Raw genomic sequence first — 17605 nt, 5'->3', positions numbered from 1 at the left:
GCTACTGAGTCTGATATTACACTAGATGAATATCCATACAAACCTTAGGTGATCTCAGAATGACATGATTTTTGAATTAGTAAGCAATTCTAAAACGATTAGCTGTCTCCACCGCTTCTTTGTGTCCTTGTGCTGCTGCTTTAGAAACCCAATCTTCTCCGTATTTTCGGGTTCTCGCATCACTGTTTGAGCCCAAAAGCATTGTCTTACCAAGCTGCCACATAGCCTCTGGGTTTCCCTGATTGGCTGCTTTTTTTATAAACAGCTCGTAATCAACCTGATTCCCAAGTTGCTTGGCCAAAATTGCTTTGGACAGATATAACGTACTCTTTTGAGCCAGACCACGTAACTCACCAAACTTGCCGGTTTTAACTTCGGCTTCCCAAAATCTTTCAATCCACGTTTCCAAACTCACCTTACGTTTCTGAACCATCGCTTGATCTGGTTTAGGTAGGCCTTTGCTCTCCGAGTACTGCCCCAGTGCTTTCGACAACCCTTTGAAGGATTTCGTGCCATTATTTGGTAGGACTTTAAACTTGGTTCTAAGCAACTTTTCACAATAGTGCTGCCAAAAGTCGAGGTGGTCGTGTACTTCGAGCTGAGTCATAGTGCGAATGTCTTCACTCGTCAGAGCGTCGCTATCAAACAGCTTTTGAGTATTCCAATCACTCTTCTTGTAGAATCGCGTTTCTGCAATGGTTCCACGAAGAAACTCAACAACAAGCAGGTCATCAAGTTCGAAGATGTAAATTTCGCTGTCAGTATTTGTGGAGCTTGGCAAGACATGCACAAACTCCGGGAGTGATCCATTTTGGAGCTCGACCCACTTGTAACTTTCACTTGGAAGTAAAACTCTAACACGTTCAAATCGACTACTATAATTAGACCAAAACTTTGAACGACTTCTAATCTGGCGTGTTTGGTAGTCGTTAAAATCTAGCTGAATAGCTGCTTCTTCAGAGTAGAGTGCCGCAGAAATTGCATGCAAATCAAAATAGCTTGTTAAGCCAAATTTCTTTTTGAGTACTGCTTTTGATTCGCCACCAAGTTGAGGCCAGTAGCTGTTTTTCTTTAGAGGAAAACAATGTTCCTCGATAATTTCCGCACACTGTTTACCATAGTCGAATTGTTCAAACTTACCGATAAAGCCATCGCAAAAATCAACTCTTTGTTGAGTGGTGTCCAATGCGTAAAAGTTTTTGGCAAGCCAAACGTCATCAAAATCTGATAGGTTCCCATCCGATATTGGACTTAGCAGGCAATTGGCCAACTCAGCCTTGTAACTGTTAGCTTGAGGCAACCTCAAAAACTTAATATAGCCACTTAAAGTCTGTTTACCTTGGTAGCAAAGCGATGCCATTTCATCAAAATCTTTTGCTTTTAGCGCCAACAGCCAATCCAATTTGGCTTGATCTATCGCACTCCATATAGGCACCGTTCTCGCTATGTCTATCGATTCAACAAGATCAGAAACTACACTCGTTGCTTTTCCATCTAACGCTAGCCCCATCTTGAACAGCGCAATATCTCCAAGCACCAGCTGACTGCCAACACCAGTCCAAACCGCAACACAAGCACGCTCTCGTTCTTGTTCGTTTAAGTTGATCCACTGGGCTTCGTTTTCAATCGCTTCTAACCATTCGAAAACATGAACTTCGTCTGACCTTTGAGCAGACACGAGCTCCACTATTTGCATGAGTGTTTTTGGTGGAAAGCTCGGTGTCCTGTCGTCAGTAATTCCTAGTTCCAGAAACTCATCGAATGAATGGCTGGTTAACTTATTTATGCTAGGTAATCTCGGCTGCGAGAACGAAAAACCTGAACTACTCAACTTTCTTCACCTCTGAAAAATTGCCAAGAAACTCCTCATCTTTGAACTGGAAGCGGAACTTCACCTTACGATCAGAGGTTTCTACAGCGTCCTGTCTTGCCTCGAGCGAACCTCTACCAGAAATAACCACTTTATCGATGAACTCTGTACGATGCGAGAGAAACGAATCAATATACATGGACATTATTGCTTTCGCTTCGCCAGTTGCTTCCTCATCAGCTTTTGTCTCAAATGCTTCTTTCGAATTCAGTTTATTTATATAAGCAATAACGCTGTTTGCTCTAAGAACACTTAACTCCATGTTCCGCTCAAATGCGCCTTCAGAACTAGAGTGACCTTCTATCACAATACGGCTTACTTCATCAGCCGTAGCTTGCGATTGAAAAATAGCATCCGAATATATGGGGATGAATTTTCTCAAAAAGTCTTGCCCTGAGGATTTTAACTTATAGTCGTTGAGATCAAATAAGATCGAGTCTGTAATTGAAATATCACCAGTTTCAGAATCGGCTTGGACACCAATTCCCTCCGCATTTAACTTATCGTTGATATCTTTAATAATCACGATTCGAGTATTTTGGCTCTGTTCATATACCTCAGAAATTTGAACCAAGGCGCTGATAAGCAGCAAGGCGAAGATCATCAGTAATACTGACATTAGATCTCCGACCGAGAGCCATACACCAGACTCTTCTGCATCTGCAGTTCTTGGTGAGTGGGATAAACTCCTCATCAAGCCTCCGCTCTATCTGCTTCAAATTCTCGGTTTTGAACTTGAGCGTTAATCAAGTAGCCAGCTGCTTGTGACAATTTATTATGGATCGTGCTTGCCGATTGGTCGAAATCATTGAAGAAAGTTTCAAAGCTCTCATTTGCTCGCGAGAAGTATTCGTCCATCGCCTTCGGAAGGTTCTCTGTCACATCGGTAAACGACGCTGAAGCTGTTGCATATTCTTTCTTCAATAGTGCTATCTGCCTTCCCATTGTTTGCGCAGCATCTTGAAGCTCTGCCATTCTTGACGCTTCATTTAACCCAATAGCCTTCGCTACACGCTCAACTGTTTGAGCTGATGCTTCTAGTTTTTCATACTGTGCCGTGAGCTCTTGAAGTAGATTGTGGCGAGCTTGGTATTCGCTCTCGAAAACTTTGCGGAAATTCTCTACAACCTCATTTAGACCGTTACGCTGCTTACTTAAGCTATCCTCTAGTAACGAATTCTGCTGTTCGAAGTACGCCGTTAGATTCTGTTGATACTGCAGTCGGAAAGCTTCTAGTTCTTTCTGAACGGTTGTCGACATCGACTTAACTTTTTCATCAATGTCGCCTAAGCCTGACTCTAGTTCTTGCTTCGCTGAAGTCATTAAACTACTGGCTTGATCGCCTACAGCCTCCAACACATCTGTTTGTTGCTTGAATGCAGCACTTGAACCTTCGATGAGTGCATTGATTCGAGACTCCACACCATCGAATAGTGCTTTCTCTTTTTGTTGCCTTTCGTTAAGCGCACCATCCATTGAAGTTTTGATTCCTTCAAAAGCTGCAGATGCTCTTCCCGCACTGAGTTCAAAGGCATCCCTCTGCTCTTCTAGACCTTTCGAAGCGCCATCAAGCAATGTTTGGACTTCTTTCGCGATAGTAGACATCGCTCCTTGGGTGTCGTCTTTAAAGCTCGCTAAAATTTGTTTTAGTGATTCGGCAAACTGTTGCAGCTTGTCCATTGTATCTTTCTGGAATTCATTGATTGTCTCTACGGTTTGCGCCGTGCTGGTTACAACTTTCTCAACATTAGCATTAAGCTGAGCTGAAACTTCATTACTCTGAGATACCGCTTCACTTGTTTTCTTAAGCTCTTCTGATATAGGGTCAATCAACGCTGATTTCATCTTATCGACGAGCAGCTCAACGAGCTCTTTTTGCGACTGTTCTTTGATATCTTTTAGAGCCGAAAGCTCACCTGTAATGGCTTGCACGGCTGGAGTAAGTTGATCTTCTATTGACCCCTTGACAGCCTCTGATACTTTGTCAGCAATAGCATCACCATTGAACGAATCTCCGAGCTTGTTTAACGAAGCTGCCGTATCCCTAAACTGTTGGCTCATACTTTCTATCGCTGAAGCAGAACGCAACTGCGCGGCAACCACTTCCTCCTGCCCTTCATTGGACATATTTTTTAGGTAGTAGACTGGACTCGCCTCAAAGTATTGACTTGAAATTGCTTTTAAGAATGTCGCCTGAGCTTTAGAGAGACGACTTGAAGACATTTTCATGAGAGCCATAAACACCGCTGAGCTACTTAAACCAGCTAGAGAGGTGTAAAATGCTGTTTTCATCCCCTCCAAAAGCTCAGCAGCAGAACTCAACAATGCTTTGGAATCGCCTGCCATGCTAAATTGACTCAACCCAAGTGTGATGCCTAAAAACGTACCAGTGATACCGATACTGGTTAAGAGTGCAGGAACTAACTTGTAACGGGTCGAATCACAAGGTGGAAGCATATGAGACAGTGGTGACTTCGTTAACCAAAGCCCCGCTTTGCTTTCAACTTTTAGACCATTTTCGGTAGGCGTATAAATTAGGTGCTCAGCCAACCATTTAAGTTGAGGCGCAGGTAAGCTTTCAGACTCTACTAGGCCTGAAGAGTGATTGTTTTTAAGGCCTGCGATCGCTTTAAGCTGCGAGATTGCACCCCAAGTAGCCTTTACTTCACGTACAGCGAAAAAGAAGAACAAAGCTAACGTTGTGATGATGATAATATCTGTTACCCCATCACCTGATATTATTGCGACTCTGTCTAGCATATTTAACTATTCCTTAAAAACTTACTTATTTCACTTGAAGTAAAAATCTGTTCTGCAATGCGTGCTGCTAGGTGCTCTGCATCTTCTCGAACTGCACCATTGACCAGTACTTTGTCTCTGAGCCTCACGCTATACAAGGCTTCTTCGTGATCATCACTATCTGAGGCTACTCGCAGATAGACCTCTTCTGGAAACTCTCTGAGAAGGGTTGCTTGAAGTGATGACTTTGTGTCTCTCAAGGAGTTTGTCGCAATGAAGTCGGCTCCAAACTCCTCTTTGGATAGCTTCCAAGCGTGGTTGACTGAAATAATTCGCTCCAATACTTGATCCAATCGCATCTTCATCATCAATACCTCAACGAGTGAGCCTGGCTTCTGTAATCACTCAGGAACTCATTTACTGTTATTACTTGCCAACCTTGTTTCATTGCATCATTGATGTCATTTGGTGAAATCGCTACGCCAAATCGACGTGTAGGCCAAGCTAGCTCTATACGAGAAGCTATATCACCCAAACTATCCATCACATAGTAATTAACTTCTGGTAGCGATAGGTGTACTTCACGACAAGCATGTAAAACACCATGTACGCCAGGGTCTGATAATTCGAACAGCTCTTGCCAGCCACCAAGGTCGTCTAATAAACCTTGAACCTTACGAAGGTCATTGATCAATTGCCTTTCGCGATGGCTCAGGACCATATGCTGATGTTTCGGTTGTTTACTGTGACAGTCGATACATAGTGCTTTTAGGTTCTTATCACTATTATCTGACTTAACGCCATTGATGTGATGCACATGCAGTAGTGAACGGTTCGTGCGCAAGTTCACCTTACAGTCCTCACATTCAAAGTTCTTGTCTACGCGATAACGTGAAGATACTCTCGACCAATCGTCGGTATATCCTGTCTCAGCCGTTTCTGCGTTTCTAGAAGGCATATGAGGGAAAAACGAGCTATATGTCGCAAAGAATTCTGCCATGTTAAATTCAGCAACTATTGAGCGAATATCGTATGAAGAGTTACAACCTTTATAGTTAAGCTTTCTCAAACAGTTCTGGCAGACTTTCAGTCTAGCTTTAGTTTCTCCATACCCAGAGTCAACAACAAACTCCCCTGAGGTATTGTTCGTCACTACATAGCGTTCAAAGCGTCCATTGGCTCTCATCGATTGAAGAGTTCTACAATCAGAGACATGAAAGCGAGCACTCGAACCGTTAGCCTTGATATAGAGGCTGACGTTCCGTCCTTGGTAACTTAAAAGACCAGACTCTATTTCTACATCTTTAAGCTCTACATCTTTACCTTGCTCTAGTTCTTTATCTACTTTCGCTATATGCGTTTCTTCATATGCTAGGTTGAAGGAACCTTTTTTCTCGGGTTGCATGGTATTGATAGCTGTCATCAAGGAGCCTAAGTTGAGAGTCAGCTTCATTACGCCCCCAAAATCTTAAGTATCTGTTGTTCAGCATTGGTAATAATTCGGAAAGACACTCTACGTGAGCGCTTTTCATCTTCAACACCAGCCTCGTCTAATGCAAGTTTTGACGATGAGTAACCAACTGCCGCAACGTTACCTTTAACCCACTCATAGTAGTCATTCTTAACCGGTTCCAAGGCCATCACATAACCTAAAACAGCTCGGGTACGTGACTGAGAGAGTCGCATGTTATTAAAGTAGGCTTCGTAGTCCGTTGAGTCATGATTCCAACGACTTGAGGTGTGACCTTCAATTTTGATCTCTTGGATAATTGGTTGGTATTTTTCAAGTACAGCTAAATAGCGAGGGAAAAAATCACCCAATATCGATTGAAATCGGTTGGTTAGATTGGCTTTACCATTGGCAAAAAGTACATCTGGAGCGGTAAAGTTAACACTGAGAGTATCGCGGTCAATCTCTGCTCCCCAGTCTTCCAGGTCCCTCGCGAACTCTTCAAGTAACGCAATATAGATAGCTTGCTGAGTTTGCTTGTAGGTTTCGGCGACATCCTTAATCTTGTCTCGTTCAACCATTGCATCACGCATCAGGGCAACTGAAATAAACAGGAAAACCATCATGAGTCCAGCCATAAGGTCGGACACAGACATCCAATGTTCACCACTTCCTTCTTTGGGCTTTTGAGAACCGAACAATTTTTCCATCGTTAAACTGCTGCTCCAGCGTTGACCACATTAGACATTTCTCGAACAAGCTTCTGATAATCTCGAGTGAACTGCTGCGTGATCGTTGCCAGGGCCTCACCCATTTCGTTCATAGTGCGATTAATCTCCTGCTGCATTTGGATATCAAGTACTTCGACTTGCTTCTCTACTGCGTTACCAGTTTTACCAACTGAATCAACAATTTGGTCTTCCAAACTATCAAATGTACGCTTAACGGCTTGAGCTTGGATTTGGAATACATCTTCGAGAGTGGTCTCTAAGCGATCGTGTAGTTTTGTAATCGCTTGAGTCGTCTCAGTTTGAATATCACGCGTGCTAGATAGCAGCTCTTGATTAGCAGACTTGAGGACATTACCCGTTTCTTTAGCATCATCTTTGATGTCAGCAACGAGAACACGTAATTGAGAGTTTAATTCTGTAATAGCATCTTCAAGCTGTTGTTTGATTCGGTCTGAGTTATCGGTTAGATAAGAAGCACTGTTTTGAAGCGCACCAGATGCACTAGTAACGTTGTCCGTGATATCGTTTGATGCTTCTGCAAGGCGCCCACCAATTTCAACCGCTCTCGTTTCGAGTTCGCTCGATACTTTAACCGCCCCTTCTTCCAAGTTGGTGCGCATAGTCTCAACGCTCTGATTGGCTGTGGTACTAAAGTTGTCAATAATTTTCTGTGACTCGACTAACATCGACTCATAGTGCGTAGAAGCGGCCTTAACCGAATCACCAATCACAGCCATAGTGCTGTCCATTTGCTCACGAATCTGAGGCATTGCTTCAACAGCCTTGTCACGCAGGTCCCTAAATGCCTCAAGGCGGTGTTCCAGCTCCGTCACTTGACCGTGACCTAGCTCCATTACATGGTGAAGTTTCTCCATTGTCTGTGGAATGGACTCTGCTCGTTCGTTAATACTCGCTACAGATTTCTCTGTTGAGGAGATTGCGTCTACACCAAGCTGATACTTGTTTGCCATATCTTCTAGCTGAAGCTTATAGTTTTCTTGCCAATCCACCAGTTTTTTTACCGATTCATCTAGGCGCTTGAAGTTCTCTCCAAACTGCTCAGTCAGCTTATCGTTAAACTCAACGATGACTTCTTTGAGCGCGTTAATAACCTGCTCAGTGGCAGACTTAGAGAGTAGCTCACCAAACTCATCCATCTTTATCCAAAGCTCGGTTCTGAACTGCTCATTCGATTGAGAAAAATTCTCCAAATGAGTATTGAGCTGTCTATTACCATCAGTAACGTCTGTTCGTAAGTTTCTGATTTGAGATGTTAGAGAAGAGTCACTATCTCCCCTAATCGCGGACAATAACTCTGAAGAGGATTCAAGCTGCTTGTTTGACGCTTCTAGTTGCTGAGACATAACAGCATAGATTTCATCAGGCCCAACTTGCTTATCTGGTTCTTCTTCATGTTTTGGCAACACTCCCAGTATCGCTTTGTAAACGATTGAACCAGCCATACCAACCAGGCTTGTTAAAAATGCAGTCTTGAGTCCCGATAGCAAAGATTCAATGCTTCCATCAATATTCTTGGGATCAAAATCCATCAGACCTACAACAATACCTGCAAAAGTCCCTAAGATACCAAGCGAAGTTAATAGGTTGGCCGTACTAGCTGTTAGACGAGGTGCCTTTCCCGCCGCAGAAAGAGCAATGGAAACAATCATTAATGCAATAATAATTAGTATAAAGGCATCGGAAATCGCATTTGCAGTGAACGCTGCAATGAAAGAAGCTATCTGGTCGGTCATAGGAGTATTCTATTGGTTTGAGTTTGAACGCACGAAATTTTACTTTTACAATATGATGCACTGCAATCAGTTGCTTCAAGTTTAATCGATAATGCTGAGTTAGATCATATGTTTTTAGTAATGGTATTATGATAAGTAAGTGACTTCAGCCCCTGGTTTGTATAGTTGCACAGTACATACTGCAACGCGTGAACTACAAAGCCGATTTTGACCACATAAAGAAACTGATAGACAGTTTCCGATTCCATATATTCACCTGCCGGGTTATCAATTGATTTTGTCAACTTATTGCCTGCATTGATATCTCGCGTCATTATTTGTGCCACTATTCAACCCTTAATTTGAAATGGTACCGACACTGTATCAGCATATTTAGGCAAAAGACCGTTCGCAAGCTTACAAACTACGAGGTTGGACTTGAAGTTAGCAAGTATTTGAATACTCATACGCTAGGACCGAAGACAAACAGGATGACTAACCCTATACGGTTTTAGTCCTACTAGTTAGCTTTCTCATCGCAGTCACTCATGTGTACCAGCTCCGTGTGTAGTAACTCACATCAATATCCCCTAGTGCTTCGCTATCTCTATAGCCAAACCAATCTGGCGCTCCACAAAGCTTAATACCCAATCCACATCTCGTTTTGAACGGTGGTGGCGACATTGGTACAACACCTCCACGATGCTATTTGCTACCATGTCCAAGAACATATCTTCCCGCCAATACTGGTGCGGCAGCATGTAGGTTCGCCCCTTGAGTAAGGAATAAATTTCTGCTTTAGATTGTTTGATATCTTCAACCGTCATTTCATCAAAGTAATGACTTTGAATCACATCGAAACAAAGGCTTGTGCAATGCACAGCTAAAGGTGAATAGCGCATCACTTGCCTCCTGTATGAAGAAATGCAGCAAATGCGCTACCATCTTTGCGAGTGAGGTTGGGGACATAACGCGAATAAACTCGGAACAGCATCGTTGTCGTCGTGTGCCCCATTTGGTTTGCGATCCATTCTGGAGATTCACCAGCGGCTAAAAGTAGCGTCGCGTACGTATGGCGAGTTTGATAGGGGTTTCGTCGCTTTAACCCTGCTCTTTCGATAGCAGGATACCAAACGGAACGAGCAACTACGGCGTAATTGAGATGACGATTTTGAGCATTAGTAAACACATATTTCAGTTTTTTATCGGCGCTAAGAAAGTGCTTTTCAAGGGCTTCCACCACCCTATCTGTAAGCTGAACCACACGATATGAACCATCGGTTTTGAGCCCTTTCAACCGGCCACGCACAATACTTTGACTAACCGTGATGGTTTTGTTCTCGAGGTCCACACTTTCCCACATCAATCCATCAACTTCACCTGTTCTCATGCCAGTAAAAAAGCGAGTTATATAATAAGCGAGGTACTCTTCATCAACATGTTTAAGGAAGCGCTCCACTTCCTCTAATGAGAATGGGTCAACTTCCGTACGACCTACTTTTAAGGCTTTGATATTCTTCCAGGCTGGGCTAAAGTCATAACGATCAGCGGCTTCATTAAGAATCATTCTAAGCGGTGTCATTATGTGATTTATCCGTGATGGACTTAAGAATTGAGCATTTCGTCCCGGTACTTTGGCGAGGAAGGAGCGAAATTGCATGATTTGAGCCTTATTAATGGCGCTGATCCTCTTACTACTGAATGTCGGTATTAGGTATTTGCTTAGTACGCCCTCCACATCCACTAGGTGGCTGTGACTCCACTCGATCTTCATTTCGGCTAACCATATCTCAGCAAATTCCTGAAACCTTGGGGACTCTGGTGCTTCAAAGTAACATTTTGCCGTTTCCTCTCTTCGTTTCACCTCATCAAAACGCTTAGCCATTGAGCTTTTTGGAAAATAGGCGGAATAGTCAAAGATATCAAGAACAATCTCCGCTTCTATTCTTTTGAGTAGGCGCTCCAGCCGGTTTCGATTGGCTTTGTTGTCAGGCAGTTGCGTTTGTTCTCGGCAACGCTGACCACGATAGCGAAACTGAAGAACAAGCTTGCCATTTCGAACGTTCAATACCCCCATATTTCCCCCTTACAAACCAGTGATCAATGATTGCATCGAAACACCACTCAGCATTTCCTCTTCGACTCTTTCCCAAATGAAGAGTATTTTTCTCCCTCCAAATGGGCGGATATAATGGACACCCTCAAACAGCACACTGTCTTTCAACTGCTCTCGGATCACTCTTTCGTCATACTTGATTCGCTTTGAGAGCTCTGACGTTGTCAAATAGGTATTATCCATCGTACAATCTCCTGCTGAACTAAATATCTTTCAAAAGAACTTAATGCTCTCCTACAGAACAAAACGTATCATAGAAATACTCTTTTGCAAGTACTTTTAATCTACAGGAGAACATTTTTTACAGGAGAAGACCATGTTAAAGTGCCACCTATCGAAAATCATGGGTGAAAGAAAGCTAAAAATTTCAGATGTATCGCGCGATACGGGTATCAATCGAGGCACGATTACACGCTTGTATAATGAGACAGCGACGCGGGTAGAGCTTGAAGTGATTGATACGCTGTGTGGCTACTTTGATATTACAGTAGCGGAGTTATTCGAAAGGATCGCTGAAAATACCGATTAAATGGAGTAATGTTGGGCTGACGACTATTGTGTTGAAGCCCATCTAACACCACATAGTCCCCATAGCAGTCGTGGACACCAAAATTGCCACCACTTGGCCACCGAGCATTAATTTAAAGCTAGACTTTCAAACTGCAGACACGACGAAAAACGCAATAAAGCGTTTATTTTTAAGAGTTTAGATTTTATTTAGTACTTATGAGGACTTGGAGCGTGCAGCGGGAATCGAACCCGCATCATCAGCTTGGAAGGCTGAGGTAATAGCCATTATACGATGCACGCATCATCGTGGGACGAGAGTTAATATGCCACACTGGTGAGAAAAGAAAAGCACTATTTTGGCCTTTGAGCGCTAACTGGGCATCTTTTGCTCGTTTAGGGTGATTTTTATTCTAGGTGATTGTTCTATCTGAAAAAGCTGCGATATAGATCGCATTTATCTAAGTTCAATTCTGCCCGAAAAAAACGGAGCTTTCTCTGTACTTTGATTCGAGAGTGTTTAACATTACGTAAACAAAACTAATTATCACTTGCTCAACAAAGGTCAGTATGAAAATCATTAGAATCATCCTCGGGAAACTCATTTTGCTGCTGAATGTTATCTTTAGGCCCAGCGGCGTAAAACGCAGCACTCAGGCTCAGCAACTTGCCGATCAAAAAGCCAAAGACTTGACTCTGTATCAGTTCGAGGCCTGCCCCTTTTGTGTCAAAGTGCGACGTGAGATGAAACGTCAATCGATTGATATTGCCCTAAAAGATGCCAAAAATGATCCTGTTGCTCGAGAAGAGTTACTCACTGGCGGGGGTCAAGTTAAGGTACCATGCCTGCGCATTGAGCAAAATGGTGAGCAGACTTGGATGTATGAGTCTTCTGATATCGTTGCCTATTTGCAAAGAGAATTTGCATAACTCTTTCGATGCCAAACCGGCGGAGAGCGAAGCTCCGCCCCGTTTAGATTAGACAACACCAACCTTTTGCTTGACCTGTTGGTCGCGCATCGCGGTTTCGAAAAAGCTGCTGATCCAGTGAAGGATCAGGGACGAGTCCTGTGGTTTGCCAGCTTCAGTAAGTGCTGATTGGTACTGCCCCGGTCTTAACAGGTGCTCTCGCTGTCTGGTCAGTGCTTGCGTAAAGCTTGAGGAAAATTCTGGGTGACCCTGAATGGTCATCACATGATTATCTTTAACTAACATAAAGTTTGGACAAAAGTCGTTGCGCGCGGCAACCTTCATTCCGCTTGGCGCAATCACTACTTGATCCTGATGACTAACCAATAGCCTTGCGCTGTCGACCCCAAGCTTCATCCAGCGCTTTTGCCTGATAATATTGACTTTATAGCTGCCAATCCCCCAACCTTTGGTTGATTTTTCAACCCGCCCGCCGAGAGCGCGCGCGATAAGCTGGTGACCAAAGCAAATTCCGACCAGTGGCTTGCGCTGCGCTTCACACCGCACTATCCAATCCATCAAGTTAGTGATCCACGCATCGTTATCGTAAGCGTTGTGCACACTTCCGGTCAGAATGAAGCCAAAACACTCATCTAGGTCTGGTAGCTCGCCTGCATACGCATCATAGTTGATAAACTCTAGCGTTGACTTGACCTCACCTAGTGAAAGCTCGATCATTTGCGCGTACTGGCCATAAGTCTTGGCTAGCTCACTATCGACATAGCCACAGGTTAATATCCCTATTTTCATCCGTCCTCACTCCTTGTCAGGCTCTGTTTTATCCGCTCTCTTTAATTTCAATTTCTGTCTAAATAGATACAATACTCATTATAGACCAATCAGTTATGAGTCACTTGCTATCAATCACTATAGCGTTTTTGGTCTAAAACAAGCAATGCTAGGTTCTTCGGATCTTAAGGCTTGGTTGCACGCGGATAATCGCATTATCTAAAGGCCGCTGATCCCACTGATGCTGTAAGGCATCGAGCGCTCGCGTGGCTATTAGGCTAACAGGCTGAGCGATGGTGGTTAACTGATAGCCTTGCCAAGCCGCCTGCGGAACATTGTCGCACCCCACGACTCTTAGCTGATTGGGGATGGCGATGCCGGCAAATTGCTGGCACGCGTCAATCACCCCCATAGCCAGTGCATCTGAGGCACAAAATACACCATCAAGACTTCTAAGCCGCTCAGTATTGCTAACCGAAGCTTCGAAACCTGCGCTGTAGCCATAGCGACCAGCATCAATATACTCAGGCTCACCGCCTAGCGTGGTGATCAACGATTCCCTAAACCCTTGCCAGCGCTCGTTGGATGCCTGCCCATCCCTGCGTCCAGCAATGTAACCCAAGAACTGACAACCTTGACCCACTAGGTACTGAGCGGCCAGTTTACCTGCAGTAAAATTGTCAGTCTGAACCGAGGGGATCTGCCCTTTGACATCGGCTCGCCCAAGTGTCACTAAAGGTAACGACAGCTTTAAACATTGATGAAGGCTCTCTGCAGGGAGTGAGCCCACAACAGCAATCACACCATCAACTTGATAGCCCGATAGGCGCAAGATGGCCTGATCAAGGTCACTCTCTTGCTTGACATTCAATAACATCGGCTGCTTGCCAGCCTGCTGAAGTGCCGCAGACAGCTCTTCAAACAAAAAAGACTGATAGGGATTAGAAAAATCACTGATCAATATAGCCACCAGGTTTGATTTGGCCTTTTGAACCGGTGTACTGAGGTTACGAGCAAACATATTCGGTTGATAACCAAGCTGCTTCGCCGCCGCAAGGATACGCTGGCGCTTCTCTTGGTTAATACTCGCGCCATCAGTAAAGGCGCGAGAAACCGCTGAGCGCGAGACTCCAAGGTGTTTAGCGACATCTGTTGAGGTGACTTTTTTGTTCACTTTTTCACTTCTCACCAATTACTGTTCTACTACCTTATCGACTCATCTACTGATAGGCAATGATGGTCAGACTCGGTCGCTTTTGCCACCAGGCGCTCGCCCTCATGAGCCATCTGAATTTGGGGCTGATCATGCAACGCTGCGATCAACTCACCGCGCTCTTCCGGGCTCACATGATAGAGACGCCAACGGCTAGTCGCACGCTTGGGCAAAGTCTTGATTTGCTCCCATGAGCCATGGCTGGTATGCAGCTTCAACGTCTGACATTCGATAAACACCCAATCTGATTGGGCGGCAAGCGTCGTCCCAAGCTCGCTCAGCTCACCATCACCGGAGAAAAACAGCGAGTGTTTGCCTTGGGTTTGCAACCGTATACTAAAGTTATCGACCGCATGTTTGGTCACAGCAAATTGTGCTTTCCAAGGCCCCACACAATTAATGTCTTCAATATATCGATATTCAATAGCAAAGCCGAGCTCATCATTTGGCCAGTAAGCATAACTGACCAATGCCTCAATCACTCGGGCCTGAGAACGTTGTAAATATATCGTTAGTGGATGGCGGCGCTGCTTGGAGTCCATCCAGTTAAGTAAGGTCGTCAACCCCAAGGCATGATCTGGGTGCGCGTGGGTTATATAGATCCCATCCAACTGTTCTGGGCCATCAAGGTATTCAAGCGCCCGACGAGTCAGCCAAGGACCACAGTCGATTAGCAGGCTATAGTCGCCCTCTGTCACCAGCAGGCCAGAATTGTGCCGCTGAGTATCATAAGCATCACCACAGCCTAACATCACTGCAGTGAATGACGATTGTTGTGTACTAGGCTGCATTGGCAACCTCATCCAGCTCGACGCGTTGGTCATTAACATCAAATAAATGCACAGTCGATGCCTTGAGATCAATCTCTATCGTTTGGCCTACCTCAAAGCGTTGATCACTCTCAATAACAAATTTGCCCTGAGCGAGGTTGCCATAATATAGACGAGCATGACCCAAGGGTTCGACTACGTCTATTACCATACTCACACTGTGATCACTCTCGCCTGTTACTACCTGATTTGGGCGAATACCGATTGTCTTAACACTATTGGCTAAGGTTTGATGACCTAGTGATGCAGCAAACTGTTCAAAAGGTAAGAAATTCATTACTGGACTGCCAATGAAAGACGCAACAAATCGGTTTGCTGGTCGGTCATAGAGGGTTTCGGGAGCACCAATCTGTTCAATATGTCCTTGGTTTAATACCACGATCTTGTCTGCCAGTGTCATCGCCTCGACTTGGTCGTGGGTCACGTAGACCATGGTCGCGTTGAGTTGCTGATGCAGCTGCTTCAAGTATACCCGCATCTCCCCGCGCAACTTAGCATCCAAATTGGATAGTGGCTCATCAAACAGAAATATTTCTGGATCACGCACAATCGCTCGTCCAATTGCCACTCGCTGGCGCTGACCACCAGAAAGCGCACCTGGTAATCGTTGTAAAAATGGCTCCAGTTGCAGATTACGCGCGGTTTTCATCACCTTTTGTTTAATCTGCTCTGCTGGAACACCCGCCATCTTGAGTGGGAATCCTATGTTCTTCTCCACTGTCATATGTGGATAGAGTGCATAAGACTGAAACACCATCGCAACTTCACGATTGGATGGATGCACCGTGTTCAGTATCCGTTCATTGAGCTGAATAGTACCTTGTGTCACCGACTCTAAACCGGCGATCATTCGCAGTAAGGTGGACTTACCGCACCCTGAAGGGCCAACAAAAACAACAAATTCCCCTTCGTTGATATCAAGGTTGATGTTCGGGATCACTAAGTTGCCATCATAGGACTTAGAGAGATTTTTAATGGTTAATTTTTTCATATTAGAAGCCTACTTAAGTCCCATAGAAAAACCGCGCAGCAGGTAGCGCTGCATGTACCCTGCCAAGGCCAACATAGGTAGTGACGAGACAATACCCACGGCCATAAGCTCACCCCACGCAGTGCCGTCTTCGGTCATAAAGTTGGAAATGAACAAGGGGATCGTAAAATTATCAGGTAGATGGATAAACAATAGCGAGAACAAGAACTCGTTCCATCCGAGGATCATCGAGAAAATTGCCGTGGCGACTAGCCCTGGCGCACAAAGCGGAAAGACGACATAGACCAATCGCTTGATTAGGTTCGCGCCATCCATCGCCCCGGCTTCCTCAATCTCTAGCGGAATATCACGCACAAAACCGAGTAGCATCCAGATGCAAAATGGCAGCGTATAGACCTGATAGGAAAGCACAAGGCCCAATTTAGTATTGAGCAGTCCCAAGGTATTCATCAACGAATAGAGCGGAATAGCGACCACGATCGGTGGCATCATTTTGATCACTAAGACCAATAGCAAAAAGACCAAGTCCAGTTTGGCTGGAAATGAAAATCGTACTAAGGCATAAGCAGAGAAGAATGCAACAACCAATGACACTGCTGTAGCGCTGAGGGCGACGATCACAGTGTTAGCAATCAAGGTATTGATGTTTCCCTGCCACAGCGATCGAAAGGCCTGCCAGCTTACTTCGCTCGGCAGCAACGACGTACTAGAGTGCAGGATCTCACTAGCAGGCTTAAAAGCCGTACCAAACATCCATAGGATGGGCAAGGCAAACATCGCCACGGCGCACCAAACCAATACCGTGTGTAAATGACGCATCATGAGGCCGCTCCTTTTAATGCATTGCGGGCGTAAACCAAGGTCATCAGCAAGGAAATGGCTAACATTACCAGTGCAGCAGCACTTGCCATGCCCAAGTTAAAGAAGCGGAAGCCATACTTATACACAAACATTGACAAAGTTTCGGTGGCATTACCTGGCCCACCACCGGTCATCACGAATACCTTATCAAACAGCTTAAAGGCATCGATTGAACGCAACAACAACGCCAGCATCAACTGCTTTTGGATCAAGGGAAACGTTATGTAAGCAAATGAGCGTAAACCTCGCGCCCCATCCACCATCGCGGCCTCTCCAATATCTTTAGGAATCGATTGCAATCCTGCCAAGATGATCAGAAATGCCATCGGCGTCCACTGCCAAGTGTCCACCAGCGCAATGGCATACAGGGCCATGTTAGGGTCAAACAACCACTCTTGTGCCGGTAAACCTAACGATATTAATAATGCGTTGAGTAACCCAAAGTCGTAGTGGTACCAAGAACGCCATATTGATGAACAAACCAAGGTTGATAGCATCATTGGATAAATAATGATCGGCAGCGCGAAGCGACGACCAGGAAATTGGCGATTAAACAGTAGTGCCAACCACAACCCCAGCCCAACCTGAGACAGTGATGCAACCAGAGTAAAAGTAAAAGTGTTTTTTATCGCTGCAACAAAGAAGAAGTCGTAAAACAGCTCAATAAAATTTTCCAGGCCAACAAAACGATACGTTTTGTGCACATAGTTCACATCACCAAAGGCGTTATAGATCACATGAATAATTGGATAAACGGTAAGTAGCCCAAGTATCAATAGCGCGGGAAGTAGCAGCAGGAATAATTGCTTACGGTTTTCAAATAACATTTTACGTCCAAAGCCCATAGTCATCGATATGATGACTAT

The 17605-nt window shown here is 44.6% G+C and carries 18 protein-coding genes and 1 tRNA gene; 2 read left to right on the top strand and 17 right to left on the bottom strand.

Annotation, left to right across the window (positions count from 1 at the left end):
• Window positions 1–76: 76 nt before the first annotated feature.
• The 10 genes from ACZ5R2_RS18455 to ACZ5R2_RS18410 form a co-directional block, all read right to left on the bottom strand.
• Complete coding sequence (locus ACZ5R2_RS18455) at window positions 77–1831, bottom strand: EH signature domain-containing protein (RefSeq protein ID WP_464903140.1); 1755 nt, start codon at window positions 1829–1831, stop codon at window positions 77–79.
• A complete protein-coding gene (locus tag ACZ5R2_RS18450) occupies window positions 1824–2564 on the bottom strand; it encodes a chemotaxis protein MotB (protein ID WP_464903141.1) in 741 nt (246 codons plus the stop codon). Before ACZ5R2_RS18450 ends, ACZ5R2_RS18455 begins: the two co-directional genes overlap by 8 nt.
• Window positions 2564–4630 carry a chemotaxis protein gene (locus tag ACZ5R2_RS18445; RefSeq protein ID WP_464903142.1) on the bottom strand — a complete coding sequence of 689 codons (2067 nt, stop codon included), beginning with the start codon at window positions 4628–4630 and terminating at the stop codon, window positions 2564–2566. Before ACZ5R2_RS18445 ends, ACZ5R2_RS18450 begins: the two co-directional genes overlap by 1 nt.
• A gap of 2 nt (window positions 4631–4632) precedes the next feature.
• Window positions 4633–4977: a hypothetical protein gene (locus ACZ5R2_RS18440; RefSeq protein ID WP_464919468.1), complete on the bottom strand. Its 345-nt coding sequence runs from the start codon at window positions 4975–4977 to the stop codon at window positions 4633–4635.
• Complete coding sequence (locus tag ACZ5R2_RS18435) at window positions 4977–6062, bottom strand: HNH endonuclease (RefSeq protein ID WP_464903144.1); 1086 nt, start codon at window positions 6060–6062, stop codon at window positions 4977–4979. The genes ACZ5R2_RS18440 and ACZ5R2_RS18435 overlap by 1 nt, the downstream gene beginning before the upstream one ends.
• Window positions 6062–6769, bottom strand: coding sequence for an OmpA family protein (locus ACZ5R2_RS18430; protein ID WP_464903145.1), 708 nt, complete (start codon window positions 6767–6769; stop codon window positions 6062–6064). Before ACZ5R2_RS18430 ends, ACZ5R2_RS18435 begins: the two co-directional genes overlap by 1 nt.
• 2 nt (window positions 6770–6771) lie before the next feature.
• Window positions 6772–8544 (bottom strand): hypothetical protein, encoded by a 1773-nt coding sequence (locus ACZ5R2_RS18425; protein ID WP_464903146.1) that lies wholly within the window; start codon window positions 8542–8544, stop codon window positions 6772–6774.
• Window positions 8545–9113: 569 nt separating this feature from the next.
• The gene (locus ACZ5R2_RS18420) at window positions 9114–9425 is read right to left on the bottom strand and encodes a hypothetical protein (RefSeq protein WP_464903147.1); all 312 of its coding nucleotides are present in this window, start codon (window positions 9423–9425) and stop codon (window positions 9114–9116) included.
• Complete coding sequence (locus ACZ5R2_RS18415; RefSeq protein WP_464903148.1) at window positions 9425–10600, bottom strand: Arm DNA-binding domain-containing protein; 1176 nt, start codon at window positions 10598–10600, stop codon at window positions 9425–9427. Before ACZ5R2_RS18415 ends, ACZ5R2_RS18420 begins: the two co-directional genes overlap by 1 nt.
• 9 nt (window positions 10601–10609) lie before the next feature.
• The gene (locus ACZ5R2_RS18410; RefSeq protein ID WP_096993182.1) at window positions 10610–10822 is read right to left on the bottom strand and encodes a hypothetical protein; all 213 of its coding nucleotides are present in this window, start codon (window positions 10820–10822) and stop codon (window positions 10610–10612) included.
• 133 nt (window positions 10823–10955) lie between these two features.
• Here ACZ5R2_RS18410 and ACZ5R2_RS18405 point away from each other — a divergent pair, with 133 nt between their 5' ends.
• A complete protein-coding gene (locus ACZ5R2_RS18405; protein WP_438458601.1) occupies window positions 10956–11168 on the top strand; it encodes a helix-turn-helix domain-containing protein in 213 nt (70 codons plus the stop codon).
• Window positions 11169–11374: 206 nt separating this feature from the next.
• Here the strand turns inward: ACZ5R2_RS18405 and ACZ5R2_RS18400 are convergent.
• A tRNA-Gly gene (locus ACZ5R2_RS18400) sits at window positions 11375–11449 on the bottom strand.
• Window positions 11450–11716: 267 nt separating this feature from the next.
• Between ACZ5R2_RS18400 and ACZ5R2_RS18395 the strand changes: the two genes are divergently transcribed.
• Entirely contained in the window at window positions 11717–12076 is a 360-nt protein-coding gene (locus ACZ5R2_RS18395) for a glutaredoxin family protein (RefSeq protein ID WP_464903149.1), read from the top strand.
• 48 nt (window positions 12077–12124) lie between these two features.
• On the opposite strand, the gene ACZ5R2_RS18390 is transcribed toward ACZ5R2_RS18395, so the two are convergent.
• The 6 genes from ACZ5R2_RS18390 to ACZ5R2_RS18365 form a co-directional block, all read right to left on the bottom strand.
• Entirely contained in the window at window positions 12125–12865 is a 741-nt protein-coding gene (locus tag ACZ5R2_RS18390) for a type 1 glutamine amidotransferase (protein ID WP_464903150.1), read from the bottom strand.
• Between the two features lie 148 nt (window positions 12866–13013).
• Window positions 13014–14018 (bottom strand): LacI family DNA-binding transcriptional regulator, encoded by a 1005-nt coding sequence (locus tag ACZ5R2_RS18385; protein ID WP_464903151.1) that lies wholly within the window; start codon window positions 14016–14018, stop codon window positions 13014–13016.
• A gap of 29 nt (window positions 14019–14047) precedes the next feature.
• Window positions 14048–14848 carry an MBL fold metallo-hydrolase gene (locus tag ACZ5R2_RS18380; RefSeq protein ID WP_464903152.1) on the bottom strand — a complete coding sequence of 267 codons (801 nt, stop codon included), beginning with the start codon at window positions 14846–14848 and terminating at the stop codon, window positions 14048–14050.
• A complete protein-coding gene (locus tag ACZ5R2_RS18375; RefSeq protein WP_464903153.1) occupies window positions 14838–15878 on the bottom strand; it encodes an ABC transporter ATP-binding protein in 1041 nt (346 codons plus the stop codon). Before ACZ5R2_RS18375 ends, ACZ5R2_RS18380 begins: the two co-directional genes overlap by 11 nt.
• Before the next feature lie 9 nt (window positions 15879–15887).
• A complete protein-coding gene (locus tag ACZ5R2_RS18370) occupies window positions 15888–16700 on the bottom strand; it encodes a carbohydrate ABC transporter permease (protein ID WP_464903154.1) in 813 nt (270 codons plus the stop codon).
• Window positions 16697–17566 (bottom strand): carbohydrate ABC transporter permease, encoded by an 870-nt coding sequence (locus ACZ5R2_RS18365; protein WP_464903155.1) that lies wholly within the window; start codon window positions 17564–17566, stop codon window positions 16697–16699. The genes ACZ5R2_RS18370 and ACZ5R2_RS18365 overlap by 4 nt, the downstream gene beginning before the upstream one ends.
• Window positions 17567–17605: the final 39 nt, after the last annotated feature.

It is taken from the genome of Vibrio sabulosilitoris (assembly GCF_055391395.1).
This window is presented reverse-complemented; position numbering and strand designations above follow the sequence as displayed.